This is a genomic window from Williamsia sp. (genome assembly GCF_016462415.1).
GTDB lineage: Bacteria > Actinomycetota > Actinomycetes > Mycobacteriales > Mycobacteriaceae > Williamsia_A.
In genome coordinates this window covers 9,234-33,817 of sequence record NZ_JAEMTF010000049.1, presented here as the reverse complement: position 1 = coordinate 33,817, position 24,584 = coordinate 9,234, and the positions used below count along the sequence as shown (strand labels likewise).

Sequence of the window (24,584 nt, the reverse complement as noted above, 5' to 3'; positions counted from 1 at the left end):
ACCGCAACCGGCCCGAGCATCCAGCCTTTGCGACGCCTGGTGAATACCGCACCGATGATCTGGGACGCCTCGACGCTGACGGCGTGCTGAGCATCGTTGGACGGGCCGACGAAGCAATCACCACGGGTGGGCTTACCGTTGTGCCGCAGGTGGTCGAGGCCGCCATTCTCACCGACCCGGCCGTCGCCGAATGCGCGGTGCTGGGTGTACCCGATGAACGACTCGGCGAGCGTGTGGTGGCCGTGGTGGTCGCCGCGAGCGGTGCCGTCGTCACCTCCGAGCGGGTTCGCGCAAAGGCGGCCGAACACGTCGACCGCACAGCTGTGCCTCGCGACATATTCATTGTGGACGAATTACCCCGCCGTGGACCCGGGAAGGTCGATAAAAACCTTATCCGCAGACAGATACGAAAATAGCGTCTCAGAGGACTCAAGGCAGAAGGTCAGAAGTCACTTCCGGACGACGGTGACGGCCGTCCTTCAAGGACTCGCTCGGCACAGGAGCCTCTGAGCTCTGCACCCCCGCGACTCGCAGATAGCGCCACCACAGCGCAAAACAAGTCACCGCAGAAGAGACCGCTAGCGCCCATACACAGCCTGTAACCCCTAACCAGAAATAGCCACCGACGCAGGCGATCGGGGCAATCGGAAAAAGAGCTATGCGGAGCCACATTGTCGGGGATGTCAGCCCAAGACCCCTAAACCCCAAAGTAGCGCCAAGAGCCAATCCTCCGAACGCCTGAGCAATTGCCAGGGGTAGCAACGACTGCAGTGACAACGACCAAGCTCCGCCCAGCACCCTCTCCCCAATCGAATCTGGGATTAGGAACGCAATCCCCGAATATACAATCGAACACACGAAAAGAAACGCCCCGAAAAGCATAGACACCCGGCTCACTCGAACGCGGTCGCGTGCGCCCAGCTCGATGACGCGGGGAAGCACCGACATAAGAACGCCCTGCGAGATGACGACAAGCGGGCCCAAGATAACTTGACCGCCTCTAATCTGACCTGATAACGCCAGCCCGGCAAACGCTGACGCCAGTAAGATAGCAGTGTACTGACTACCCGATGTGACAAAAGCCTCGATCGTTAGGTTAGACGCGGGACCCTTCGCAGGGACGGTAAAGAAATGCACACATCTATTAACGCGAATCAGCGCAAATACCCTAAACTTCACCAACATCGACAATAGAGCCGACAGACCCCAAGAAAACATTATGAACAAAAGCGCCTGGGGCGGCGCAATTACCACGACCAGCGCTTGCAAGGCCATATTGGAAGCCAAAAAAATCGTATCTGCGGCCAGAACCACTCTGATTCCAACTACCTTTAGCTGATAGTATCGGAACGAGTCTTGAATTAAGAGCGGCACAATAGCCGCCGCTATACCTAGCAGCCCCGCCTGCAGTTCGCCATTGATGAAGATCGATACACACGCGATAACCAGCCCGCAAAAGCTTGACAACAGAACAGAAACACCGAAGAATCCGGTCTCGAACCCGCGAGATCTCGACGAGTCTTTCCAAAGAAGCATGAACGGCATGCTGGTCGCAGCTCGCGATACCGTCAGAGCTAGGGTGTAGATCACAAACGCGATGCCGTAAGCGCCAAACCCGTTTGCGCTCAGGGTATGTCCGACGAGTGCCGCCATGAGAAGGGTGTTGAGCGATAGGACGCCCTGGTCGACCAATCCCACGAACGCGTCGGACGCCGATCTATTCATCGTCCTTCTCACGGAGACAAAAAATCGCGACTAAGAGCACGCCGAGCGTAAGTGCAGCGCCCGGCTCGATCAAAATCGGATTTACCATTGCATCGACCATGATAGCCAAGACCGACATCGCGCAGACGTATCGCGCTTTGGACGCGGTAGACAGCGAGTAGAGATTCCTAATCCTCCAAGTGGGACTCCGATTAGTTGAAGCACTGAAATGGAGTGCTCGAACGCATATCCACAACAAGACTACTGTGAAAATTGTAGTGAAAACTAGTCCACCCGCGACGCTCAGCTGCAAGTAGTCATCGTGTAGTGGCACCAGCACCTGACCGCCAGTGATGGAGTCGGGCGCCTTAACGGATATGTTCTCGACAAACCAGTTTCCCCAGAACGGCGACGCCCTCAATTTTTCGACACCAATCCTAAACAGAGTCTCTCTAGTACTAGAGTTGTCTCCTTTGCCAACCGTTGAAAAATACGCCATCCGCAGTCCGTCGAGTTGGCTCCTACCCAAGATAATCATTAGCCCAGCGGCCGCTATCACGTAAAGAAAAGGCAATCGCAGTCGATGCGGTGCACAAACATAGGCCGTACATACTACCGCAACTACAAGAAGCAGTATGTAAGTCAAAGCCGGGTACTGTGCGAAACACGTCGCGGTGGCAACTGCATGCAAAAGTAGGAGTAGCCTAGCCTTGAGAACGAGAGCTGATCCAAATCCAGCCACTAAGAAGAATGCGGTCTGATGCCGGAACTGAAAGTCCGGAGCAATCTGTATATTGAATATCAGAACGAGAATTGCTGACAGCGAGTATATCGCCGAAACGACAGCGAACCCGCGCAAAACCACTCTCGTCGTAAGCCTAACCGGCGAGACTAGATTCACAATAAGAATCAGGAGCGGCGCAAAGAACGCCAGCGCGTTTGCGTTATATCCGAATCCGAATCGACCTATCGCACTACCCACAAAACCCCAAATAATTAGCGCTACCAGCGCCAACTCGGAACCGCCTGAGCGGCCCCTCTTCGTGATTCCAGACGAGACGAGGCGCATCATGAAGAGGAGTCCGGCCATCGCATAAAAGACCGATCCTCCGCGATAGTCCAGTACGGCCGAAGATATTAGAGACAAAGCAACAAATGAAGTCAGCCAAAAACCTTCGATAACCGCACCGCGCGTCTTGGGCACCGTCGTATTCACCACACCTCCGCTATCGCGAGCAGTCGATACCATTGGCGGTCTCCTATAGATCGTTCTATCAAACTGGTTCTTTCAGTGAACGCCCGGCTCCAATGCCGTTCGGTAGATGCTTTGCAGGACTTTCGTCGTCGCCGAAGGGGAAAGCACTCCCTCGTATCGAGCTCGTGCTCGCCCGGTTGTCGCCTGCGCTTGCTCGTAAAAGTCTGACAATTGCGCTCTTAGGTCACCGCGCAAATCCAACTTCCAACCGCTCGCGCCAACTAGCTCATCGAGCGCACCCTTGCCGGTATGCACAACTGGGGTTCCGACCGCTAGCGATTCGAGAGCAACCCGTCCGAAGGGCTCCGACCACAGCGGAGTTATCAAGGACACTCGATGCTCCGCGATTGCGGTCATGACCTGCTGATGTTCCATACGCGGTGTCCATTCGACGTGTGGCGAAGCGAGCGACAGCTCCCTCGCCTGATCTGCGAGTTTCCCGTCTCCAACGATGGTCAAAGGTGGTGGATTCTCCCAAGACCGCCATGTCCGCACGACGAGGTCAAAACCCTTCTCGGCCTCAAGCCGGCCCACCCATATGTAACCAGTCTTGGCGGCGCCATGATGAGTGCCGAGACCTGGATCCACTTCCAGGCTGTTGTACTTGACATGAACCGGCGGCAACCCGCTCGATGACTGCAGGAGTTCATCGCGCATCGCCAGCGATAAGGCGATAAGCGCCTTCGGCGCGCCACCCGCCCTACGCCTAGACATCCGCATCTTGGCGTCGTGCATAGCCAGGCCAGCACTTGCGATACGACTGCCGCGGTAGCACCCGTGGAAAACGCCAGCGACCGCCGTGGCCGCCTTGCCGCAGCTGTGACACGGACCCCCATCGCGAAAGTGGTTCGCACTGAGGCACGACCACCGATAGTTCCGGAGCGTCTGCACATAGGGGACACCCGCGGTGGCAATGGCGTCGACTAGTCCGTGGCCCCACATGGGCCATACGTTTTGCACGTGAATAATGTCCGGAGCGAATGCTGCAATCTCCCCAAGCGCGGCAGATCTAGACTCCGCACCGGACATTACTATTTCAGCCGTATCTTTGAGGGTGAAAGATTGAGGCGTGGCTGCCAGTGCCAGACGTACTTCATCGCCTGCCGCCCGTAAGTGTGCGACCTCTGCAAGGACGCTCTTTGTCTCCCCGCCTGGCTGGCGATAATCGCTATGAAAAACTAGTACACGCATCTAGGATGCTCCGTAAAGGCTGGAAAGTAGGCGAACGACCCTGTCCGTACCCCACGGAACCGGGACCGCTAGCGGCCGGCTCATGCGGCTAAGACCGCCGATGATATCGGCGATGCTCTGTGTTGGATTGGAGACGTCGATTATGTGCGCGTTGCCGCCGGCCAGAACAGAAGCGCCACCTTGAGGAAAGCAAAGAACAGGGATACCTAATGAATAGGCTTCCGCGACTACCCAGGGCCCACTATCATGAAAGCTCGGAAATAGAAGAGCGTCAGCGGTGCTCAAGGCAGACATCAAATCCCCGCGCGGCACGACCCCATGAAAGCTCACGCGGCCGGCTACACCGAACTCTCTTGCTTCTCTCTGAAACCGATGCCTATCGGGTCCGTCACCGTAAATTGAAAGGCGCCAGTCCGCATCGCTGGCGATCTTTAGTGATTGAAGCGCAACGGTGATGCCCTTCCATTCTAGTAAGCGTCCCGCCATAACCACCTCGACCCATTTCCGGGATTGCAACTGGCCTACATGACGCCGTTCGCCTACCTCGACGATCGCGTTAGGCTCCACGATGACCCGCCGTGCGCCACTCTTCGCTACCACACGGGCTGTATCAGAATTTAAGGCTAGACACGTGTGAGCGGAGAGAATGGTTCCGCGGGTAAACGTTGACCGAAGCATCGAACACACTAGATGCCGAGTTATCTCTATGATGCGGCGCCTCGCAGACAGATAATGCCGAAGCTCTCGGGGCGTTTGCGTAGCTCCGCCTACGGGCCCCCAAATGAATTTCGCGTTGTCTGGACGCGGAGCCGGAAACCAATCGCTCGCGTATGTTACGTGGTGCACCACGTCGATACGACCGGCTTTCTCGCAACGACGAATTTCGATTTGGCAGCGAGCTACCCACCATGCGTACCTCAGATATGTGGCTTTAGCGGTTCGACGCTGAAGGGCGTCAACAGGCGTGGAGATGACCTTCATACGTGGAGGGTTCTCGAGTTGCCGCAGATGCTCCAAGAGGACAGGGTTGGCTGCGTCTCGGCGCGTCAAGACAAGCACATCTGCCACTTGCGACGCCGCTTTCACCCACTCCCAACCAGCCCCAGGTTCGGACCCTTCCTGCGGGTTACACGCGAAGGCTGAAATGAGCACCGAGGGCCGGCGCCCGCCCTGGTCAGGTCTCACCGGATCCGCCCGATCACTTTGGCCGGATTGCCTGCGACGATCGAGTATGGTTCAACGCTCTTTGTGACAACAGAGCCAGCGCCAACTACTGACGATGCACCTATGGTCACGCCCTTGAGAACCACCGATCGTGCCCCGAGGAACACGTCCGACTCAATAACTACCGCGTCGCCAGACTCGGGCGTCGGAATCGGGCTATAACGACGACTAGAAGAATCGATCGGATGAAAGTCAGTGTCACAGATTATGACGTCCGCACCTACGAGGACCCGATCCCCGATGATTATTGAGCTGGCGGAGCAAATTGAAGTGCCACTAAGCCCAACATCATTTCCAATTCGTATAGCCGCACCGGCGAGCAGAGTCCTGATTACGACGGGGTGTGTCACGCCCAAAGCGGTCTGCCGTGACCGAGACACAAGATGAACGCTGCGTCCAAGAGTCAGGGTCGATCCGGGCACCTGCGTCAGTATGGGTTGGCCGTAAAACCTACAACCCGGCCCGATAGTTACACGAAGTCTCCAGACTCGCGCCCGAAGTACGGCGGCCGCCGCCGACAATAGTTGAAATTTCCGCCGGTTCAAATTAGCCCCTGTTACTTAGTTTCGGACAACTGAAGAATCTCGCGATAGTCGCGCGGACAATTCGCGGACATAGCCGCCATCTGCAATTTTCAGCAGCCGATGTAGGCCGTTACCTGCTTTACTAGCCCAGTACGAAGAATCGACGTCCGGTATAAGCTTCTTCTCGGTTGCTGCAACACCGGCGCCATTTCGCCGAGTGACTTGGTCAGGATGTATCCTGAATCCGGAAAGAAACTGGGGCAGATGCCCAAATTTATATCCACGATTGTGGAGCCTCAGAAAAAGCTCTAAGTCCATCACCTGTTTGAACCTTTCGTCTAGGAAAAGGTCCCCAGACTCGACAACCTTCGATCGGTAGAAGGTAGAGCTGGTCTGGATATAAGTTCCCCTCCACTTCAAAACATGTGGACTAAATCTGTACTGTGCTACCGGTTTAAGCAGATTGCCGTTGATGTCTACGTGCAGACTGTCGCCGAATACAATATCCTTTTCCGGATTTCTTTCGAAAAATCGTTTTACTGCACTGAAAGCGTTGGGGAGATAGTACTCGTCTGAATTTAACCAAGATACATATCTCGTATGATCGGGGCATCTCTTTAAGGCGCGATTCACAGCATCACATTGACCGCGATCGGGTTCAGACGAATAGGACAGTCGCTCCCAGGCATGCGCCCGAATTATTTCTATCGAGTTGTCGGTGCTTCCTCCATCCTGTATATGATGAGAAATTCTCAGGTTTGACCCGCTCGATTGTTCGCGTACGCTCGATATTGCATCAGGCAGGAATCGCGAGTAATTGTAGTTCGGAGTTGCTACAAAAAAGTCACCGTAGGTCACGCGAACACCCCCTTGCGTGAGTCGTCCCGCGACCGCGATGGTTCCCTGTTCACGTACGACATTAGATTTCGTCACTTCGATCGATCTTGCGTGAAATCAAGACTTGTCGAGCAAATGCAATGTTGCCAACGGTATAACGCTTCCAGAGGCGCTTCGGATCCTGAGAGAGCCGGTATAGCCACTCTAGACCGGTGGATTGAATTATCTTCGGGGCTTCTTTCACTTGTCCTGCAGCAAAGTCGAACGCCGCGCCAATACCTACGCAGGGCCGCCCAGAAATTTTAGCAATCTGCTCCGCGACAAAGTCTTGCTTAGGAGTTCCTAACGCGATCCACACTAGGTCACACTCTAAAAGATCAATTGCCGAGGTAATACTTTCGATCAGAGCGTTATGCGACTTTGCAAAGGGCGGCGCGTACGTTGCACCAACTCTTAGACCGGGGTAGCGGATATGCGACACTTTAACCAGGTTGTCCAGCGTTTGTTGCGTCGTGCCGATAAAGCCATGCCGAATTCCCTGTGAGCGGCCTTTGTCGAGCACGTCGGCGAATAGCGAAGGACCTCGGACCCGGGATCCTTTCGCACGGCGTGGTAAGTTTCGATTCATGGCCCACACCACAGGGGCTCCGTCTGGAAAGTTGACCCCACCATGCGCCAACAGGCGCATGTATTGAGGATCTGACGCCGCGCTAGCGATAGTAAATGCATTGCCGAGACGGACCGCAATTGGAATTCGGTTTGCCGCGTAGTCGAGTACCTGGTCGCAGGCGCAGCGGAGGTCGGTTACCTCAAAAGGGATCGCTCCCACCACTGCTCGCCGACCGTGCATTTGAACTCCCGACTTTAACCGTGATGCCCCGCCATCGCAGCGCCGTGATGAAGTTAGCAGCTAGCCGAGGCTCCTGCAGACCTGCGAAACGATGGAGGTGACCGCCCAGGTCGCGCGACATCATGGTCTTGTAGTTGCTACCAATAGGTAAGCACCGTAGAAAGACAAGGGCCATCGATGCCCAAGAGTGGCTGACACTCGCCCGGTTCCGCAAAGCTCGTCAACATTGAAACCTCGAAACTTGAGGTACTGGCTTAGCGCCTCAGGGCAATGAACGCTCACGTGTGGGCCGCCCAACACCGACCCTCGGCTACGCCTCTTTAATAATAGATAATGCGGGTTTGGTGTAGTAAGGAAGATTTTGCCGCCCGGTTTCAATAGTCTCTTGGCGGAGAAAATGAGGGGATCAATCCCCGCCCACGGTACGTGTTCGATCAATTCACCCATGAGAATTACGTCGTAACCACCCGCAGGGCTGTGGTGGTCTTCGAGGTACTCCCCGGTGACCGGTGCCTCGTAGAGGCCAGGTGGTATTTGTGCAACTCGGTCCGGCAACATCTCAAGGCCGAACAGGCGCACCGACGGGCACGCAGATTTCAACGCGGCGCCGCCGCGGCCTGTGTTGCAACCCACATCCAATACGGTCTGCTGCCCGATGATGCGTCGCGCGAACTGCCGGTACCGTTCCTCGGTGAACGGATCATTCTCAGAGATACCCTGTCCCCGGTTGAGAGTGGCGAGCTCTTCGCGGGACTCCTCGGCGTTGCGGGTCATCGTGTGTTCCTACCACGCTTCGCGGGTTCACACCGGGCTCAGAACAGCAGAATCGCACGAACGGGTGACAGCAGCAATTGCAGGTGCCACAACGGTCGCACCATCGTCGTGTCGATTCTTGCTTCTGAGTAGCCTGGCGCTCACCCCTTTTGGGTTCCTCGGTTCTCTTGGGTCAGCCGGCCGCCCAGCGGCCGCGCCGTCACCCCAAGTGCGCGATCGAAGGTTGTCCGGTTGAATACAGCCCATGGCTAGTTCTCGTCGACCGATGGTCAGCGCCCTCGCGGTTGGCGCGGTCCTTCTCGCTGCAGTATCGCTAATTGTTGCGACGCTACTTTTAGACAACCAGACGAGCGATCAGTCTGATGCCGCCGAGATGCCCAGTGCCACGCTCCCCAGCGTCAACATGGATCCCGTGTATGCATTTCTCGGTGATTCTTACACCGCGGGGGCGAAGGCGGGTGGACTTAGTAAGAGCTTTCCAAGAGACGTGTGCCGAGCTAAAACGGCGAGGTGCGTTATAAACGGGCAAGACGGTACGGGATTTATTAGCACGGGCAATACCCTTGATGGCGTTAGCGCTTACGGTGATCGAATATTGAAGCTTTCCGATCGCGGAAACGGCGATAAGCCTTCGCTGATTGTCGTCCAAGGTGGTCTTTCCGACCCGGGTACAGCCGCGGTGCGAACTGCGGCCTCGAGAGTGTTCGCAGCTTTGAAAACGGCATACCCTAACGCCCGCGTGCTGGTTGTCGGGCCGGTACAACCACGCGCCTTCGATCCTGCCGTGGTAACTGCAAATCGAATTGCTATGCGCGCAGCAGCTGCGGACGCTGGACTCCGCTTCCTAGATCCAATTGGTGAACGGTGGATTCAGGATCGGGCGATGTTCGACGCAGACGGTAAGCACCTGACTGCCAGCGGTTACCAGGTGTTTGCGGATCAGATCGTACTAGCCATCAACCAAGTTCTGTCTACCCCCGGAGCTTCTGGATAATTACTGATTGCCCCAACGGGAGACCTGGAAGTGCGCCCCGCTCAGCAAAACACCAACGCATCACAGGGATTTCGAAGTGCGACCAAATGTCTTATTCCGCACAACAGACTTCCGTATGACGCCGTTGGGCCTCGGGCAGTATTTGACTGGTACACGTTGGCGCCTGCTCACCAGCGATCAATATGCAGGACCTCATCGAGGGGTGCGCGTGACGCAGGCTTGAAGGTTTCGCCGGTGTAGTACGCGGTGGGGATGAGCGCTCCCTGCGAGTACCCGTCTGGGATGCCCAGGATCTCGGCGACCTCGGCTTCACGAGCGAGATGCAACGTCGTCCAGGCAGTTCCGAGTCCACGGGCACGCGCGGCCAGGGCGTAGCTCCACACGGCCGGCAGCAGCGACCCCCACAGCCCGGCCTGATTGCCCTCCGGCAGAGTGCCACCCGTCTCGATGCACGGGATCAGCAGCACGGGGACATCGCCCATCTTCTCGCCGAGGTACGCAGCACTCGCGCCCACACGCTGCTGCACCTTCGCCCGCTCGGGGTCGTCGGCGAACAGCGACGACGCCGACGCACCCGACCCGAGGTACTTCTCGGTCACCTCGCCATAGATCTGGCCGACGCGGCGTCGCTGCTCGGGATCGGTGACCACCACCCACTGCCAGCCCTGGCGGTTCGACCCCGACGGCGCCTGCAGCGCGATCTCGATGCACTCACGGATCAGTTCCATCGGAACCGGCCGGTCGAGGTCCAGGCGCTTGCGCACGGTGCGGGTCGTGGTGAGCAGTTCGTCGACGGTGAGATCCGGGATGGCCATGGCTGCCATGGTGCCACCGCGGCCGCCGAGTCAGTTCGACGCCTGTCCCCCGATCGTCGTATTGAACAACGTTCTCGCTGCTGGCAGCGTTGTTGACCATGCGACATGGTGACTGTTCACAGTTGAACACCGGCATGAGTACGTCTGAACGATAATCACTCGGTGACGAAGCATGTGCGAATCCTTCATGTCGAGTTGGCTGAGTGAGCACCTTAGCCAACCCGGCTCCGCAGGCCGACAACACGTTCCGCATAGGAGTCGTCGATGACCACGAGACGTCCGTCATCGGGTTGTCGGCGATGATCTCCGGGACCACCGATCTGAGCTTCGCCGGCGGTGGCAGCACGGTCGACGAACTCCTCGAGGTCACCACCGACCTCGATCTCGCCGTCCTCGACCTCCGCCTCGGCGACGGCACCTCGCCGCGCAGCAACGTCGAGAAGCTCCGCTCGCACGGCATCGAGGCGCTGGTCTACACCTCGGCCGAGGAAGCGTTCCTGGTGCGGTCGGCGGCCGCAGCCGGCGTTCTCGGTGTGGTCCGCAAGTCGACGCGCGCCGCCGACGTCCTCGACGCGATCCGCACGGCCGCCCGCGGAGAACAGGTCGCGACGATGGACTGGGCGGCGGCCATCGACGCCGACGCCGACTTCGTCGACGTGAACCTCAGCCCACGCCAGCGGCAGGTGCTCGAGCTCTACGCAGCCGGCGAACCGGCCGCCCGCGTCGCGGCGGTCACCGGACTGTCCGGCGACACCGTCAACCAGTACCTCGGACGTATCCGCCAGAAGTACGCCGCCGCGGGCCGTCCGGCGCCCACCAAGACCGATCTCTACAAGCGCGCGGTGGAGGACGGATGGCTACCGATGCCGCGCCGATTCCGGCACTGAGAAAACTCGTCGTCAGCGCTCCCGCTCGCGAGGTCGGCAGCGCCGAGACCCGGATCCTCGGTCAGTTCGCGATCTTCATCGGCGCCGGCTACATCGCCTACCTGGTCATCACCTCGGGGTACTTCGCTGCGGCCTTCCGGGTCTCGGCGCTGTGGTGGTCGATACCGGGGACCATCGCGGTCTTCGCGAGCGGCATCGCGATCGGGGTCGCGGGCGTCATGAAGTCCGTTCGCGCCATCCAGATCACGACAACCGTCGCATTGCTGGTGTTCCTCGCGACGATCGCGCTGTGGCCGCTGGCCTGGAACGGCGGCTTGATCGACGACGCCCACGGTCTGTGGTTCGTGCAGTTCAACGGACTGCCCGCCCTGGCCGCCGCGCTGATCTGGCGGGTGCCGCGGTCATTGCTGTATCTGGTGGCGGTCGTCGTGGTCGCTGCCTTCGACAACTACCTCGTCCGTACACCCGCGGTGTCGAGCCCGCTGCTCACCGAGATGGCGTTCGCGTGGGGGTTCTGCCTCGTGCCGGTCGCGGCCGCGCTGATGGGGTTTCGCACCGCACGACTGCTCGACCACACCCGCGACCAGGCCTACGGGATCGCCCGCGCCGCTGCCGCCGCGCAGGCGGTGGCCACCGAGCGCACCCGGTTCAACGCACTGACCCACGACGGCGTGATGGCGACGCTGCTCGCGGCCGCGCGGCAGGGAAACTCACCGACCGTCACAGCCCAGGCGCAGTCGACCATCGACAACCTGCACCGACTCGACGCGGAGTTCGTCGTCGCCGACGACCTGGGCCCGCGCGCATCCGCCGCGGTGATCCGCAACAGCATCGCCGAGGTCGACCAGTCGATCCCGACCATCGTCGACGGCGCCGACTCCGCGGATGGCGACAGCGGCTACCCACCGGAGGTCGTCCGCACCGTCGCGGCCGCAGCCGCCGAGGCCGCCCGCAACACCGTCCGCCACGCCGCACGTGCCGCCGGGCGCCACGCCCACGTGACGTTCTCCCCCGGATCGATCACCGTGACCGTCTCCGACGACGGCCCCGGCTTCGACACCCGCGCTGTCCCGGCGCACCGGATGGGCATTGCGGTGAGCATCGTCGGACGGATGGCCGGGCTGGCCGGAGGGTCCGCCGATGTCGAATCCACGCCGGGCCGCGGCACCGTCGTCACCCTGCGGTGGACCGCCCCGTGACCACACAGATGCTCGGGGACTCCTTCGTCGACACGAGCCGCGACAGCGGACCGCGCGACGTGCGCGCCCTGCTCGGCATGCACACCGTCGGTGCACGATTCGTGCTCGGCGCCTACCTGGGATGCATGGCGTACGTCAGCCTCAGTTCGCAGGATGGCATGGGTGCACTCTGGCCGTCGCTGCTGGCGATACTCGCGCTCGCTGTCGCGGCGGTGGTGCTCATCTCGGCTCCCGGCGACCCGCTGCCGCTGCGATGGGCGACCCTCATCGCCGCGGCCTGCCCCCTCACCGCCGGCCTGACCCTGTGGGTCACCCCGTCGCCGTTCGCCGTCAGCACACAGGGCTGGGCGCACGGCGCGACGACGGTCCTGCTGTGCTTCCTCTGCGTCCGCGGCCGGACGATGTTCGCGTGGCTCGGGCTGCTGGGGAATCTCGCTGCGCACTCGGTGTGGTCGATCGTTCACGGGAACGGTGTCTTCGGCGCAGCGTCGACCGTGCTCATCGACATCGGCCCCGTCGCCATCGGCGCGGTGTTCGCACTGACCATCCGACCCGCCGCGGCCACGGTCTTCGAACTCCGCGCGGCCGGTGCTCAGCAGGCGGCGGAACTGGCCGCCCGCAACGCCGCGGCCGCCGAACGCGATCAGCAACTCGCCGAACTCGACCGGCTCGCACGGCCGATGCTCGATCGAATCGCCTCGGGCGCCGAGCTGACCGACGCCGAGCGGAACACCTGCGAGCTGCTCGAGGCGCATCTACGCGACCGTCTGCGGGCACCGGGGCTGGTGACCCCCGACATCGCCGACGCCGCGCGATCCGCCCGCGCCCGCGGAGTCGAGGTGATCCTCATCGACGACCGTGCCGCCACCCCACTCACCGGAGCGGCCCGGTCGACCATCCACACCCACATCGTCACCACCCTCGCGCGGGCCGGGTCGGGTGATGTCCGGGTCCGCCTACTGCCCGCACACCGTGCGGCCACCGCCTCGATCTACGTGCGCGACGCCGACGGCACCGACCGCCGCGAGTTCGATCATTCCGGCGCCGAGATGTCCACCGTACGAACGGTCCTCGACGATTGACGCTTGCTACAACTAACGGTGACACCAGTTCAGGGGACACCACAAGTCGTGTCTGGTGGTTTGTCGGACTTCACACATAAAGTCATGGCACGCCGGGAACAGCTCCGGCCCTGCACACGAGGACCATCATGACCGCCGTACTGGAACCCGTCACCATGCCCGTTCGACCCATCCTGAGTGACCGTGAGATCGAGGTCCTGCGCACCTGGGTGGTGTGTGACTCCAAGGACGAGGTGGGCAGCGTGCTCTTCATCTCGGGCGCGACGGTCAACACGCACATCTCGCGCATCCGCGCGAAGTACGAGAGCGTCGGACGATCCGCGAACACGAAGGCCACCCTGCTCGCCCGCGCCCTGCAGGACGGCTACGTCCACATCGACGATCTCTGAGGATCAGTCGACGCACGGAACCCCGCCCGACGACGTGGTCACCGGCGGGCCCTGATCCGGGGGCGGGTCGTCGCCTGTTGTGGTCGATGTCGGTGTCGATGACTGCACACCGGTGGACGGCCGCGGCGACGCTGATGTCGGGGCCGGCGGAATGATGCCGAAGGCGGTCTGGACCTGGGTCTTGATGGCGGCGGAGTCGATGATGTTCACGTCCTGGCCGTCGACGGTGTCGTAACGCAGGACGGGCAGCGTCGTGAAACGGGTGCTCTGGCCGCTGATGTCGCCGATGCGGTGGGCGTAGTCGACGATGTTCCAGCCCGATGACAGGGTGACGTCGCGTTGGGCCACCGAGACGAGCCCGGCGAGTTTCGTGAGGTCGCCGAACACCCCTGATGACGCCAGGGCGTGGGTGACCGAGAGCAGGAACGCCTGTTGTCGGTGGGTGCGGTCGAGGTCGCCGTTGTCGAGGCCGTGGCGCTGGCGGACGAAGGCCAGTGCCTGCGCTGCGTTCAGTGTGTGCACGCCGGCGGCGAAGTGGGCGCCGGAATAGCTGTCGGAGACCGCGTGATTGAGACAGACCTGCACCCCGCCGAGTGCTTTGGTGATGTCGTAGAAGCCGACGAGGCTCACCTCGGCGAACCGGTCGATCGGCACCCCGGTCAGGGCGCGGACGGTCTGCAGCGTCTCCGCGCGCCCGGCGTCGCGGCTGCGTGATTCGAGCGTGGCCTGGTCGGTGACACCGCTGTCGACGAGTTGTTGTTCGGCCTGGGCCTTCTTCAGGCCGTAGGCCTCTTTGATCTTGGCGTGGTCGTAGCCGTCGATGCCCACGACGGGGACGTAGTCGTCGCGGGGGATGGAGAAGGCGACGATGTTCTTCCCGTCGGCGGGGACGTGGACGAGGATCAGGGTGTTGGTGTTGTAGCCGCCTTCCTGTCCGTCGCCGGCGTGCAGTTGGGCGAGGACGTCGGGCGGTAGGTCGTTGCCGTTGCGGTCCTTTCGGGAGTCCAGGCCGATGAGCAGGATGTTCTCGGCGGCGCCGGTCGAGCGCGGAGCCCCGTCCAACGCATCGGAGGTGTGGAAGGCGCCCTGCACCGTCTGGGCCCCCGACCACGCCAGACCTGTCGCGGTCAGCACCCCACACGCGGCCAGCGCGACTGCCGTCCGGCCCACTGCCCTGGCACGCCGCGGGCGTCTGCGCGGTGGCTCGGGGCGCGCATGCCGGCCTCCACCGGACGGGATGATCTGGGTGGCCTCGAGATCACCGGCGAACCGCCGCGGACCCTGTCGGGTCGGTCGGCGCGCGTGGTCGGGAGGCATCTACGGGTTCTCTGTCGTCGTGGGCGGGCGCCTGCTGGCGGTGCCCAATGTAGCCGAGCGGCACCGTCTCCGACATCTGCACAAATGCGAGATACGTTGCGAACACGGCCAATCGGACCGCGGCAGCGGCCGCAGAGGGGTCGGCGGGATCAGACTCACCGGACTCGGATGTCGTCCGATCAGACTACATCCGGTCGTTCGCCGTAACAACGAAGTGGTACTCCGCGATACCACCATCAGATCCGTCGAGGTTCCGACTCGACAGATGCCACCGACCACCAAGGAGCGTGATCTCGATGCACACACGGAAACGACTGACGACGTGGGCGGTGGCGGTGCTGTCACTGCTGATGATCGTGTCCACCCAGGCGGTGGGAACAGCCGCCGCGGACGAGTCGTACGGCGAGTACACCGTCGGCGGACGGATACTCGACGCCTACAAGGCCACCGGCGGCCCCGACAAGTGGGGCAATCCGACGATGAACGAAGCCGCGGCGGCCTTCGGCGGCCGGTTCCAGCGATTCGAGAAGGACACCTCCTTCTACTGGAAGGCATCGGTCTCCGGTGGAACCGCCCATCAGATCGGCGGAGCGATCCGTTTCCGGTGGGGGCAGTACAACTTCGAACGCGGACCGCTGGGGTTCCCGGTCACCGATGAACTCGACGCCGCAGGCAAGGGTCGTAAACAGTTCTTCGAGGGCGGCAACATGTACTACGGGGCCGCAACCGGCACCCATCCCGTGTGGGGCCAGATCCTCAACAAGTACGCCGCCGCCGGCGGTCCGGGTGGACGCCTCGGCCTTCCCGTCGGCGACGAATACCGCCAGGGCCCCAATGGTTCCCGCTACGCCCAGGACTTCCAGGCCGGACGACTGATCTGGCCCTGACGCGGCCGTACCCCATCACCATCGCGAACACCAAAGGATCAACAGTCATGAGAATTTCCCGGCGCATCATCACCAAGACGGTCGTGTCGTTGACCGCGGCCGCCGCCATCGCGACCACCACCTTCGGCGCAGGACACGCCGTGGCCGCACCGCAACATGGTGCGAGCCAGTCAGTTTCGGTCAACATCCCGTCCCGATGGCTCTTCTTCGCCGACCCGTTCCCCTTCGGCGTCGAGAACATCACCGCCACTCGAACCGCTCCCGGCATCCTGAAGTTCTCGTTGGGCCCGTACTGCGCAAGCGTCGACGATGCCATCCGGAAATCCCCGTTCCCCCGCTGCGCGGGCCAGATCGACCCCCCTGCGAATGTCGCGTGGATCAACCTGTCGACGGGAGCCAGGGGCACGGTCCAATTGAAGGTCTCCGGTGGGGACCCAGTGCCGCCGAGTGCCGTCGTGCGCACCGGCACCGGACTGATCGCCATCGGCGGTGCGCTCGCGAACCTCGGCGCCCCGGCCGTGGCCACCATCACCGCGTAGACCCATCTCTTCGCACATCCACCAGGAGGTAACAGACATGACAACATTCACCCGACTCACCGCGGCGGTCGTGCTGCCGGTCGCATCACTCGCCGCCGCAGGCGCCATCACCGCCGGAACGGCGTCGGCCGCGAGCGGACTGCCCGATCTGTCGATCTCCACCGACCGCAGCACCTGCACCACGACCGTCGTCAACAAAGGGCCGGTCACCGCGATCAATGCGGCGGTCTTCACCACCGCCTACGGGGGGCTCACGAGCTCCTCGGAGGACATCGCGCCCGGCGCATCACGAAAGATCCGCTACCTCGACTGCACCGGGTTCCCTGCGTTGACCTACACCTACGACACCAACGGCGACTCCAACCGACTCAACAACATCACCCTCTTCTAGCCCGACGACAGGGCCGACGACAGTCGGTGTCAGTGCGACGACAGGCGCTCGGCGCAGTGTTCGTCCCATGAACACAGCACCCGCCACCGATGCGCCGGCGATCGTCGCCCGCGGATTGGTCAAGCACTTCGGTTCCACCCGCGCGGTCGACGGTGTCGACCTGGTCGTTCCCACCGGTTCGGTGTACGGCGTCCTGGGCCCCAACGGCGCAGGCAAGACCACCACGGTCCGCATGCTCGCCACGCTGCTCCGCCCCGACGCGGGCACGGCCGAGATCTTCGGGCACGACGTCGTCGCCGCGCCAGTCGCGGTCCGGTCCCTCGTCGGGGTCACCGGTCAGTACGCATCGGTCGACGAGGACCTCAGCGCCCGCGAGAACCTCATCGTCTTCGCCCGTCTGCTCGGCAAGGGCCGCGCGGAATCGCGGACGATCGCCTCGGATCTGCTCGAGGAATTCGGCCTCGAGGAGGCGTCCACCCGTCCGCTCAACGAGTTCTCCGGCGGTATGCGCCGGCGTCTCGACCTCGCCGCCAGCCTCATCGCCGCTCCCCCACTGCTGTTCCTCGACGAACCGACCACCGGGCTCGACCCGCGGACCCGAGCGCAGATGTGGGAGACGATCCGCCGACTCGTCAGCCAGGGGTCGACGATCCTGCTCACCACCCAGTACCTCGACGAGGCGGACCAGCTCGCCGACCGCATCGCGGTCATCGACCGCGGCATCGTCATCGCCGACGGCACCGCCGACGAGTTGAAGGACTCGGTGGGCGTGAACACCCTGCAGGTCCGTCCGGCCGAGCGCACCGACACCGTCGCCACGCTGAGCATCGTCGAGCGGGTCGTCGGCGAGAAGGGGACCCTGAGCCCCGAGGCCGGTCGGGTCACCATCCCGCTGTCGCGTCCCGAACTCGTCTCCGAGGTCATGGCCGCGTTGATCGCCGAGAACATCGCCATCACCGAACTCAACGTCGCCAAGCCGAGCCTGGACGAGGTCTTCATGACCATCACCGGCAAGCCGGCCGGCGCCGACACCCACTCCGAGAAGGAGCACGCAGCATGACCACCCTCACCATCGACAGCCCGACCGCGCAGCATCCCATCGTGCGGGAGGTCCCCGATTCGGTCGGCTTCACCGACACCGTCAAGCAGTCGTTCACCATGGGCTACCGCGGGATGCTCAAGATCCGGCACAACCCCGAGCAGCTCTTCGACGTGGTGTTCCAGCCGATCATCTTCACGCTGATGTTCACCTACATCTTCGGTGGCGCCCTGGCCGGCAGTGTGTCGCAATACCTTCCGATCATCATTCCCGGCATCCTGGTGCAGTCGGTCATCACCACCTCGGTGGTCACCGGCACCCAACTCCGCGAGGACATGAACAAAGGCGTCTTCGACCGGTTCAAGTCCCTGCCCATCGCACGGACCGCTCCTCTGGCGGGCGCATTGCTCGCCGACGTCGTCCGCTACCTGATCGCGACGGTCATCACGTTCATCGTCGGCATCGCGATGGGCTGGCGGCCCGATCCGCTCGGACTGATCGGCGCCATCGTCCTGGTCATCGTCTGCAGCTTCGCGGTCTCCTGGATCTGGGCGCTGATGGGCATGCTCGTCAAGAAGGCCTCTGCGGTACAGGGCTTCTCGCTGATGATCCTGTTCCCGCTCACCTTCGTGTCCAACGCGTTCGTACAGCCGGAGACGATGCCCGGTTGGTTGCAGGGGTTCGTCAAGGTCAACCCCGTGTCGAACCTGGTCACCTCGGTGCGCGAGCTGACCAACAACGGCCACGTCGGCATCCACGTCCTGTGGTCGCTGCTCGGCGCCGCGGTACTGATCGCCGTCTTCGCACCGCTGACCGTACGGGCCTACATGCGCAACGCGTGACCGGTCAGGCCGAAACCTCCTGTGGGACGGCCTGATCCAGTATCGACAGGATGTTCTCGACGCATACGCGTCGGGGCATCCTGTCGATCGTTGCGCTCATCGATTCCCATGCGGCCGCGGGCATCCCGGAGAGCTCGGCCATCTCGGCGCGGATCCGGCCCAACGCCGGGTAGTCCCGCCGGGCCTGCAGTCGGGCGCCCATCGCCATCAGGCGCGCGCCGTCGTCCGAGCCGGGGTGCACCCGACACAGTGCCGCACCCACCGCGATCGCCCCGGCCCCGGTCTGGGGGAGGTCACGGAACCCGGCCGGCATGAACTGGGTGGTGAGCAGCGTCGCCAGCGCCGGCAGGTGTTCTCGCGCCGTGTCGCCTGCCCCCGACAACGTCAGCAGCGCGACGCCGGCGCTGACCGACAACAGCATCGACGGGTCCTGGGTTGCCCGGGCGTGTTCGGTGAGGACGTAGCGGACCAGGCGCCCGGCGACCTCTGCCGCGGTCGCGTCGTCACCGGACTGCAGCGCGAGTTCGGCGACACCGATGAGGGTGCCGGCGACCAGTTGCGGGACACCCTGGGGCAGTGGTTGATCCGGCGACCACCCGTCGGAGATCTCGTCGAGCAGGGCCCGCGCCTCGTCGATGGCCCCCGAGCCGATCAGGCTGCACAGCAGGTAGCACTCGACCTGGGCGACCTCCTCGTCTGCGCCCAGCTCGGCGAGCTTGACCGCCGCGGTGCGGTAGTAGCCGACCGCCTCGCCGTACCGACCGCTCTGACCGTGGATGCTCGCGATCTCCATCGACCCCATCGCGGTGATCCACATGTCGCCACGTTCGGTGGCGAGTTCCTGGGCGAGCAGCGAGTCGGCCAGGGCCCCGCGCAGATCGCCGGAGTTCTCCCGCGCGTTCGACCGCACCGACAGAGCGATCGCCCGGACCTCCGGCGTCTGCGACCGACACCCCCGGGAGATGACACGGAGCGCAGCGAACGGTCTGCGCGACAACATGATCGCGCCGATGAAGTCGGCGCGGCGGGTCATCACGGCGTCGGGATCCTGTAACGCCCGCAGCCCGATCATCGCCCGGGCCAGTGCGCGCGGGTCGGTCGACAGCATCATCAGGTGACCCGCGGCCATCTCCAACGACGCCTGCCACAGCTCGCGCTCATGGTGATCGAGACCGGACGGTGGGTGTGCGAGCAGGTCGACGATGCGCGGCGACCAGTTGCGCACCTCGACGTGCAGCCCGCGCGCGATCCAACTGCCTGCGAGGGCGGGGAACACGCTGATGGCCGTTGCGATGGCATCTGTGGGACGCCCGGCGACCTCGGGGTCGGTGCACCGCCGCAGCACCCACACGAGGTTGTCGGCGTCGGCGATGACGTCGGCCATCGCGTTGCTGTGGTCGCCGAACTCGTAGCGGCTGCGGATGTCGTCGGCGCAGTGCGCCGCCCACCGCGCCATCGCGCCGTTGACGTCGGCGCCCTCCCCCGACGCGGCCAGTCGCTCCTCGCCGAATTCGCGGACCATCTCCAGCATCCGGTAGCGCACGCGGCCCGACGTCCCCGCCGATGTCCCCGCCGATGTCTCCGTCACCGTGAGCAACGACTGGTCCACCAGCGCGTCGAGCGCGTCGTCGACGGCGAACGGATCGTCGCCCAACGCCGGCCCGAGCACGGCGACCGCGGCGTCGGAGGAGAACCCGGCCGGGAACCGACAGAGACGACGCAGCGCCGAGCGGGAGGGGTCGTCGAGCAGGTCCCAGCTCCAGTCGATGACCGCCTGCAGCGTCCGATGCCGATCGGGGGCGGTCCGGTCGCCCGACCGCAGCAGCGTCAGCCGTCCGGACGTCAGACGTTCGGAGAGCAACCGGGCGATGTCGGCGACGGCCATGGTCCGGACCCGCGCGGCGGCGAGCTCGATGGCCAGAGGCAGACCGTCGAGGTCGCGGCACAGCTGCGCGACGGTGTCCCGGTCGATGACGACGTCGGGCCGCACCGCGGTGGCCCGGGCGACGAACAGGTCGGTGGCCGGCGACTCGGAATCGCCGTCGATCGACAACGGCCCCAGCCGGTGGACGGACTCCCCCGCGATGCGCAGCGGCCCGCGGGAGGTGGTCAGCACGGTCAGATCGGCCACGGCGGCGAGCAGGTCGGACACCACGCGCGCGCACCCGTCGATGATCTGTTCGCAGTTGTCCAGGATGAGCAGGGCCGACCGGCCGGTCAGGGCATCGACGAGTCGCGAGGACAGGTCGCCGACCGGGATGAGCGGACGCCCACCGGGCGCGAGGTCGATCTCCCCCACCCCGAGCGCGGCGGCGACCGCGCCGACCACGTCGTCGTCGGTCCGCACCGAGGCGAGTTCGACGACGAGCACCGACCGCGACTCGTCGGCCACCCGACGGCCCACGGCCTGCGCGAGACGGGTCTTGCCCGCCCCGCCCGGTCCCACGATCGAGACCACGCGGTGACGCCGCAGCCCGGCGAGGAGATCCTCGATGTCGGTTGCGCGACCGAGCAATTTGTTGGGTTCGGCCCGCAGCCCGGTCGATCCCCGCGCGGTACGGCCGGCCGGCGATGCGGTCGGGACGGCCACAGCCGCCGTCGGGCCCTCGAGGATCTCGCGGTGGAGCGCGGCGATCTCGGCGCCCGGATCGACGCCGAGTTCGGATGACAGCGCACGCCGCAGACGGGCGTGCACCGCGAGCGCGTCGTTGGTGCGCCCGGCGCCCTGCAGCGCGCGCATCAGCAACAGATGCGCCGGCTCGTCCAACGGATCGTGGTCGCACAGCGACTGCGCCACCCGCCGCGCGGTCTCGTGGTCGCCGTTCTCGAGCGCCACCCGACACCGCCGTTCGTCGAGGCGCCGACGGAGCCCGTCACCGACCGCGCGCACCTCGGCGGCCAGGTCGTCGTCGCCGAGGTCGTCGCCGGGGACGCCACGCCACAGTCGCGCGGCGTCGTCGAGTGCGCCCGCGGTGCCGTCGTCGATGAGGCTGCGCGCCCGGTCGACGTCGACGGCGTGGCCGGTGAGGTCGAGGCGGTAGCCGGCCGAGCCGGCGGCGATCATGCCCTCGGGCAGCGTCTGGCGCAGTCGGGAGATCTGGGTGTGCAGCGCCGACTGCGGCGATTTCGGCTGGGCGTCGCTCCACACGAGGTCGATCAGCACGCTGGCCGACCGGACGATGCCGGGCTGCAACGTCAACGCCGCGAGCAGCCGACGCGCGCGGGTTCCGGCGATCTCGACCATGCCGCGGCCGGTGTCGACCGCGACCGGACCCAGCAGTCCGATCGTCACCGCCGACGACCCCTCCGACATCACAACCCCTTCACGCGAACAGATCTACACACTAGTTGCGACACCGTCTGATCGGCCGCGGGAGCAGATGGGTAAGGATTGTCGGCATGGCAACCCCGAAGCAGTGGTTCGACGGTGCGCGGCCGCGCACGTTCCCCAACGCGATCGCCCCTGTGCTCGCCGGAACGGGCGCCGCCGCCTGGCTGGGCGACGCGCTCTGGTGGAAGGCGCTGCTGGCGCTGGTGGTGTCGGTGTCGTTGATCGTGGGGGTGAACTTCGCCAACGACTACTCCGACGGCATCCGCGGCACCGACGACGACCGCGTCGGTCCGATGCGACTGGTGGGCTCGAAGGCGGCCTCGCCGCACTCGGTCCGCAACGCCGCGTTCACGGCCTTCGCGGTCGCGGGCGTCTCCGGTGTGGTGCTGTCGCTGACCAGCGCTTGGTGGCTCATCCTCGTCGGCGCGGTCTGCATCGCCGGCGCCTGGTTCTACACCGGCGGCAAGAACCCCTACGGCTACGCCGGCTTCGGCGAGGTCGCGGTGTTCGTGTTCTTCGGCCTCGTCGGAGTACTGGGAACGCAGTTCGTCCAGGCCGGGCGGATCGACTGGGTCGGGATCGTCAGCGCGGTCGCGGTCGGCTCGTACTCCAGCGCGGTGCTGGTCGCCAACAACCTGCGCGACATCCCGTCCGACACCGAGTCGGGCAAGACGACGCTCGCGGTCCGGCTGGGCGACAAGCGGACTCGTGATCTTCATCTGGCTCTGGTGGCCGTTCCGTCGGTGCTGTCGGTGGTCCTGGTGATCGCGACTCCGTGGGCGTTGCTCGGACTGCTCGCGGCGCCGTTGGCGTGGCGGGCGCACGCTCCCGTCCGCGGCGGCGCGCAGGGACCCGCACTGATCCCGGCGCTGGCACAGACCGGGTTGGCGATGGTCGTCTGGGCGCTGGCCACGGCGGTCGGCCTGGCCATCGCCTGACCCGTCTCGCGGGTACCCGGCGAATGCACTGCGCCCACGGGGATCCCCCGTGGGCGCAGCGTCGATCACGTCGATCAGGCGGTGGCGCTCAGGGCGTCACGCAGCTTCTCCGACGTGGTGACCGATTCGATCAGTGCGCGTGAACGCTTGTCGTCGGTCTTGAGGATGCCGAGCAGGACGTGTTCGGCCGTGAGCCGATCGCTGCCGGCCTCTTTGGCGATCTGGACCGCGTTGGCGAGGGCCGCCTTGGCGTCCACCGAGAAGCGGGGCCGGCCGAAGGGCCCGCCGCGTCCACGGGGTCCGCGTCGGCCGCGACCGTTCTCCCACGGTCCCTCGCCCGGCTCGAATCCTCCGCGTCCACCGAAGCCGGGTCCGCCGAATCCGGGCCCACCGAAGTCGGGACCGCCGTGGCCGTGGCGATGACCCCGGTGTCCGCGAGGGCCGAAGTCCCCGCCGCGCTCGGGTCCGCCCCGGTGTCCGCGCTCGCCGTGGCCGCGTTCGCCGTGGCTGCGTTCGCCACGTCCGCGACGCTCGGACCCGCGCTTGGACCACCCGTCGGTGATGTCGGTGCCGAAGGTGTTCTTGATGGCGGTCGCGACCTTGTCGAGGTCGATGCCGACGGACTTGAGGGCCTCGCGGTCCTCGTCGACCTGCGATGCGTCCGCGTCCTCGGGATCGGCGTCATCGCCGTCGCCGCGGACCTCGCGCACCGTCTCGCGGGCCGCGGTGAGGGTGAAGCCCTCGGCGGTGAGCCGGTCGAAGATCGGGCTGCGTGCGTTGCAGAGCATCCCGAGGATCAGGTGATCGTTGCCGAGTTGGGTGTGCCCGAGGTCGGCGGCCTCTTCCATGGCGAAGGACAGGATGTGCCTGTTGTCGCGTGTGAAGTGTTCGAACATGTGATGTCTCTTTTCATGTGGTTCTGGTCGAGGAGCCCTGGTTCTCCTGGGCTCGGTGTTTCTCGCGAGCCGAGTGCTTCTGGTGGACGGCCTGGCGACTGATCTGCAGTACCTCTGCGATCGCCTGCCAGCTCCATCCCTGCTCGCGTGCGCTGGCCACCTGAACTTCTTCGAGTCGGTCGGCCAGTGTGCGCAGGGCGCGGACGGCGACCAACCCCTGAGAGGGATCGGTACTCGCCGCAGCGGTGGTGATGTCGTTCTGATCGATGTCTCCGTCGTCCTGCATGGTGTCAGGTTATGTTGACATCTACAGCCTGTCAACATTTATTGACGGTAGATATTCCGAGGCGGCTTGGGCTCGTTCGCATGGTCATGGTCTGTTCGCATCCTCGCGTGTCGTTCGCATCGCCCCGGGAGGGTGCGAACGGCCCATGAGGGTGCGAATAGTCAGCCGGCGAGCGAACTGGCCCTGCGACCAGCTCGTCGCGTCCGAGCAATCTTCTGCCCGTGATGACATCGAGAGCCCAACGCGCCGGAACGAGGGCCCACCACGGCGCGACAAGGGCCCAACGCAGCGCGACAAGGGCCCAACGCAGCGCGACAAGGGCCCAACGCAGCGCGGCAAGGGCCCGACGCGCGAGAACGAGGGCCCAACGCGCGAGGGCGGGCTCGCTCGCTA

At 64.0% G+C, this 24,584-nt stretch carries 24 protein-coding genes and 1 pseudogene; 12 read left to right on the top strand and 13 right to left on the bottom strand.

The genetic code is table 11. The features are described 5' to 3' along the window. A pseudogene (locus tag JHC79_RS13420) lies at window positions 1–416 on the top strand (O-succinylbenzoic acid--CoA ligase); the annotation flags it as partial. Between the two features lie 13 nt (window positions 417–429). Here the strand turns inward: JHC79_RS13420 and JHC79_RS13415 are convergent. The 8 genes from JHC79_RS13415 to JHC79_RS13390 all read right to left on the bottom strand — a co-directional run bounded on the left by JHC79_RS13415 (window position 430) and on the right by JHC79_RS13390 (window position 8,359). Beyond that, window positions 430–1,698: a hypothetical protein gene (locus tag JHC79_RS13415; RefSeq protein ID WP_296391558.1), complete on the bottom strand. Its 1,269-nt coding sequence runs from the start codon at window positions 1,696–1,698 to the stop codon at window positions 430–432. Window positions 1,699–1,717: 19 nt separating this feature from the next. Then, window positions 1,718–2,794 (bottom strand): hypothetical protein, encoded by a 1,077-nt coding sequence (locus tag JHC79_RS13410; protein ID WP_296391556.1) that lies wholly within the window; start codon window positions 2,792–2,794, stop codon window positions 1,718–1,720. Between the two features lie 198 nt (window positions 2,795–2,992). Beyond that, window positions 2,993–3,694, bottom strand: a complete 702-nt coding sequence (locus tag JHC79_RS13405) for a glycosyltransferase family 4 protein (protein WP_296391554.1) — start codon at window positions 3,692–3,694, stop codon at window positions 2,993–2,995. 456 nt (window positions 3,695–4,150) lie between these two features. Further along, window positions 4,151–4,636, bottom strand: coding sequence for a glycosyltransferase (locus tag JHC79_RS23825; protein WP_366782765.1), 486 nt, complete (start codon window positions 4,634–4,636; stop codon window positions 4,151–4,153). Window positions 4,637–5,331: 695 nt separating this feature from the next. Then, the gene (locus JHC79_RS23820) at window positions 5,332–5,724 is read right to left on the bottom strand and encodes an acyltransferase (protein WP_366782762.1); all 393 of its coding nucleotides are present in this window, start codon (window positions 5,722–5,724) and stop codon (window positions 5,332–5,334) included. A 210-nt stretch (window positions 5,725–5,934) separates the two neighbouring features. After that, on the bottom strand, window positions 5,935–6,756 hold the full coding sequence (locus JHC79_RS13400; RefSeq protein ID WP_296391552.1) for a glycosyltransferase: 822 nt from the start codon (window positions 6,754–6,756) through the stop codon (window positions 5,935–5,937). Window positions 6,757–6,817: 61 nt separating this feature from the next. Further along, on the bottom strand, window positions 6,818–7,567 hold the full coding sequence (locus tag JHC79_RS13395) for a WecB/TagA/CpsF family glycosyltransferase (protein ID WP_296391550.1): 750 nt from the start codon (window positions 7,565–7,567) through the stop codon (window positions 6,818–6,820). 138 nt (window positions 7,568–7,705) lie between these two features. Next, window positions 7,706–8,359: a class I SAM-dependent methyltransferase gene (locus JHC79_RS13390; protein ID WP_296391547.1), complete on the bottom strand. Its 654-nt coding sequence runs from the start codon at window positions 8,357–8,359 to the stop codon at window positions 7,706–7,708. 244 nt (window positions 8,360–8,603) lie between these two features. On the opposite strand from JHC79_RS13390, the gene JHC79_RS23815 reads away from it, so the two are divergent. Continuing rightward, window positions 8,604–9,353, top strand: a complete 750-nt coding sequence (locus tag JHC79_RS23815; RefSeq protein ID WP_366782760.1) for an SGNH/GDSL hydrolase family protein — start codon at window positions 8,604–8,606, stop codon at window positions 9,351–9,353. 167 nt (window positions 9,354–9,520) lie between these two features. Here JHC79_RS23815 and JHC79_RS13385 read toward each other — a convergent pair whose 3' ends face one another. Then, window positions 9,521–10,177 (bottom strand): nitroreductase family protein, encoded by a 657-nt coding sequence (locus JHC79_RS13385; protein WP_296391545.1) that lies wholly within the window; start codon window positions 10,175–10,177, stop codon window positions 9,521–9,523. A gap of 194 nt (window positions 10,178–10,371) precedes the next feature. Here JHC79_RS13385 and JHC79_RS13380 point away from each other — a divergent pair, with 194 nt between their 5' ends. From JHC79_RS13380 to JHC79_RS13365, 4 genes are all read left to right on the top strand, one after another. After that, a complete protein-coding gene (locus tag JHC79_RS13380; RefSeq protein ID WP_296391543.1) occupies window positions 10,372–11,055 on the top strand; it encodes a LuxR C-terminal-related transcriptional regulator in 684 nt (227 codons plus the stop codon). Further along, window positions 11,022–12,254 (top strand): ATP-binding protein, encoded by a 1,233-nt coding sequence (locus JHC79_RS13375; protein ID WP_296391541.1) that lies wholly within the window; start codon window positions 11,022–11,024, stop codon window positions 12,252–12,254. Before JHC79_RS13380 ends, JHC79_RS13375 begins: the two co-directional genes overlap by 34 nt. Continuing rightward, entirely contained in the window at window positions 12,251–13,336 is a 1,086-nt protein-coding gene (locus JHC79_RS13370) for a hypothetical protein (RefSeq protein WP_296391539.1), read from the top strand. Before JHC79_RS13375 ends, JHC79_RS13370 begins: the two co-directional genes overlap by 4 nt. Before the next feature lie 128 nt (window positions 13,337–13,464). Beyond that, complete coding sequence (locus JHC79_RS13365) at window positions 13,465–13,725, top strand: LuxR C-terminal-related transcriptional regulator (RefSeq protein WP_296391537.1); 261 nt, start codon at window positions 13,465–13,467, stop codon at window positions 13,723–13,725. A gap of 3 nt (window positions 13,726–13,728) precedes the next feature. Here the strand turns inward: JHC79_RS13365 and JHC79_RS13360 are convergent, their stop codons facing one another. Then, window positions 13,729–14,895: an LCP family protein gene (locus JHC79_RS13360; protein WP_296391535.1), complete on the bottom strand. Its 1,167-nt coding sequence runs from the start codon at window positions 14,893–14,895 to the stop codon at window positions 13,729–13,731. 443 nt (window positions 14,896–15,338) lie between these two features. Here JHC79_RS13360 and JHC79_RS13355 point away from each other — a divergent pair, with 443 nt between their 5' ends. The 5 genes from JHC79_RS13355 to JHC79_RS13335 all read left to right on the top strand — a co-directional run bounded on the left by JHC79_RS13355 (window position 15,339) and on the right by JHC79_RS13335 (window position 18,740). Further along, window positions 15,339–15,929 carry a lysozyme gene (locus JHC79_RS13355; protein WP_296391534.1) on the top strand — a complete coding sequence of 197 codons (591 nt, stop codon included), beginning with the start codon at window positions 15,339–15,341 and terminating at the stop codon, window positions 15,927–15,929. 47 nt (window positions 15,930–15,976) lie between these two features. Continuing rightward, window positions 15,977–16,468 (top strand): hypothetical protein, encoded by a 492-nt coding sequence (locus JHC79_RS13350; RefSeq protein WP_296391532.1) that lies wholly within the window; start codon window positions 15,977–15,979, stop codon window positions 16,466–16,468. Between the two features lie 37 nt (window positions 16,469–16,505). Beyond that, entirely contained in the window at window positions 16,506–16,859 is a 354-nt protein-coding gene (locus JHC79_RS13345; protein WP_296391530.1) for a hypothetical protein, read from the top strand. A 67-nt stretch (window positions 16,860–16,926) separates the two neighbouring features. Next, window positions 16,927–17,919, top strand: coding sequence for an ATP-binding cassette domain-containing protein (locus JHC79_RS13340; protein WP_296391528.1), 993 nt, complete (start codon window positions 16,927–16,929; stop codon window positions 17,917–17,919). Next, on the top strand, window positions 17,916–18,740 hold the full coding sequence (locus tag JHC79_RS13335) for an ABC transporter permease (protein WP_296391526.1): 825 nt from the start codon (window positions 17,916–17,918) through the stop codon (window positions 18,738–18,740). Before JHC79_RS13340 ends, JHC79_RS13335 begins: the two co-directional genes overlap by 4 nt. Before the next feature lie 4 nt (window positions 18,741–18,744). On the opposite strand, the gene JHC79_RS13330 is transcribed toward JHC79_RS13335, so the two are convergent. Further along, entirely contained in the window at window positions 18,745–22,053 is a 3,309-nt protein-coding gene (locus tag JHC79_RS13330; RefSeq protein WP_296391524.1) for a BTAD domain-containing putative transcriptional regulator, read from the bottom strand. Between the two features lie 86 nt (window positions 22,054–22,139). On the opposite strand from JHC79_RS13330, the gene JHC79_RS13325 reads away from it, so the two are divergent. Then, entirely contained in the window at window positions 22,140–23,009 is an 870-nt protein-coding gene (locus tag JHC79_RS13325; RefSeq protein ID WP_296391522.1) for a 1,4-dihydroxy-2-naphthoate polyprenyltransferase, read from the top strand. A 74-nt stretch (window positions 23,010–23,083) separates the two neighbouring features. Here the strand turns inward: JHC79_RS13325 and JHC79_RS13320 are convergent, their stop codons facing one another. After that, complete coding sequence (locus tag JHC79_RS13320; protein WP_296391520.1) at window positions 23,084–23,905, bottom strand: Clp protease N-terminal domain-containing protein; 822 nt, start codon at window positions 23,903–23,905, stop codon at window positions 23,084–23,086. A gap of 13 nt (window positions 23,906–23,918) precedes the next feature. Next, entirely contained in the window at window positions 23,919–24,191 is a 273-nt protein-coding gene (locus tag JHC79_RS13315) for a helix-turn-helix domain-containing protein (protein WP_296391518.1), read from the bottom strand. Window positions 24,192–24,584: the final 393 nt, after the last annotated feature.

Coding starts and splice junctions, on each gene's coding strand:
- JHC79_RS13355 (WP_296391534.1), top strand. CDS start 15,339: ATGCACACACGGAAACGACTGACGACGTGGGCGGTGGCGGTGCTGTCA.
- JHC79_RS13410 (WP_296391556.1), bottom strand. CDS start 2,794: ATGGCCGGACTCCTCTTCATGATGCGCCTCGTCTCGTCTGGAATCACG.
- JHC79_RS13365 (WP_296391537.1), top strand. CDS start 13,465: ATGACCGCCGTACTGGAACCCGTCACCATGCCCGTTCGACCCATCCTG.
- JHC79_RS13335 (WP_296391526.1), top strand. CDS start 17,916: ATGACCACCCTCACCATCGACAGCCCGACCGCGCAGCATCCCATCGTG.
- JHC79_RS13320 (WP_296391520.1), bottom strand. CDS start 23,905: ATGTTCGAACACTTCACACGCGACAACAGGCACATCCTGTCCTTCGCC.
- JHC79_RS13325 (WP_296391522.1), top strand. CDS start 22,140: ATGGCAACCCCGAAGCAGTGGTTCGACGGTGCGCGGCCGCGCACGTTC.
- JHC79_RS13375 (WP_296391541.1), top strand. CDS start 11,022: ATGGCTACCGATGCCGCGCCGATTCCGGCACTGAGAAAACTCGTCGTC.
- JHC79_RS23815 (WP_366782760.1), top strand. CDS start 8,604: ATGGCTAGTTCTCGTCGACCGATGGTCAGCGCCCTCGCGGTTGGCGCG.
- JHC79_RS13315 (WP_296391518.1), bottom strand. CDS start 24,191: ATGCAGGACGACGGAGACATCGATCAGAACGACATCACCACCGCTGCG.
- JHC79_RS23825 (WP_366782765.1), bottom strand. CDS start 4,636: ATGGCGGGACGCTTACTAGAATGGAAGGGCATCACCGTTGCGCTTCAA.
- JHC79_RS13345 (WP_296391530.1), top strand. CDS start 16,506: ATGACAACATTCACCCGACTCACCGCGGCGGTCGTGCTGCCGGTCGCA.
- JHC79_RS13405 (WP_296391554.1), bottom strand. CDS start 3,694: ATGCACGACGCCAAGATGCGGATGTCTAGGCGTAGGGCGGGTGGCGCG.
- JHC79_RS13330 (WP_296391524.1), bottom strand. CDS start 22,053: ATGTCGGAGGGGTCGTCGGCGGTGACGATCGGACTGCTGGGTCCGGTC.
- JHC79_RS13390 (WP_296391547.1), bottom strand. CDS start 8,359: ATGACCCGCAACGCCGAGGAGTCCCGCGAAGAGCTCGCCACTCTCAAC.
- JHC79_RS13350 (WP_296391532.1), top strand. CDS start 15,977: ATGAGAATTTCCCGGCGCATCATCACCAAGACGGTCGTGTCGTTGACC.
- JHC79_RS13340 (WP_296391528.1), top strand. CDS start 16,927: ATGAACACAGCACCCGCCACCGATGCGCCGGCGATCGTCGCCCGCGGA.
- JHC79_RS13385 (WP_296391545.1), bottom strand. CDS start 10,177: ATGGCAGCCATGGCCATCCCGGATCTCACCGTCGACGAACTGCTCACC.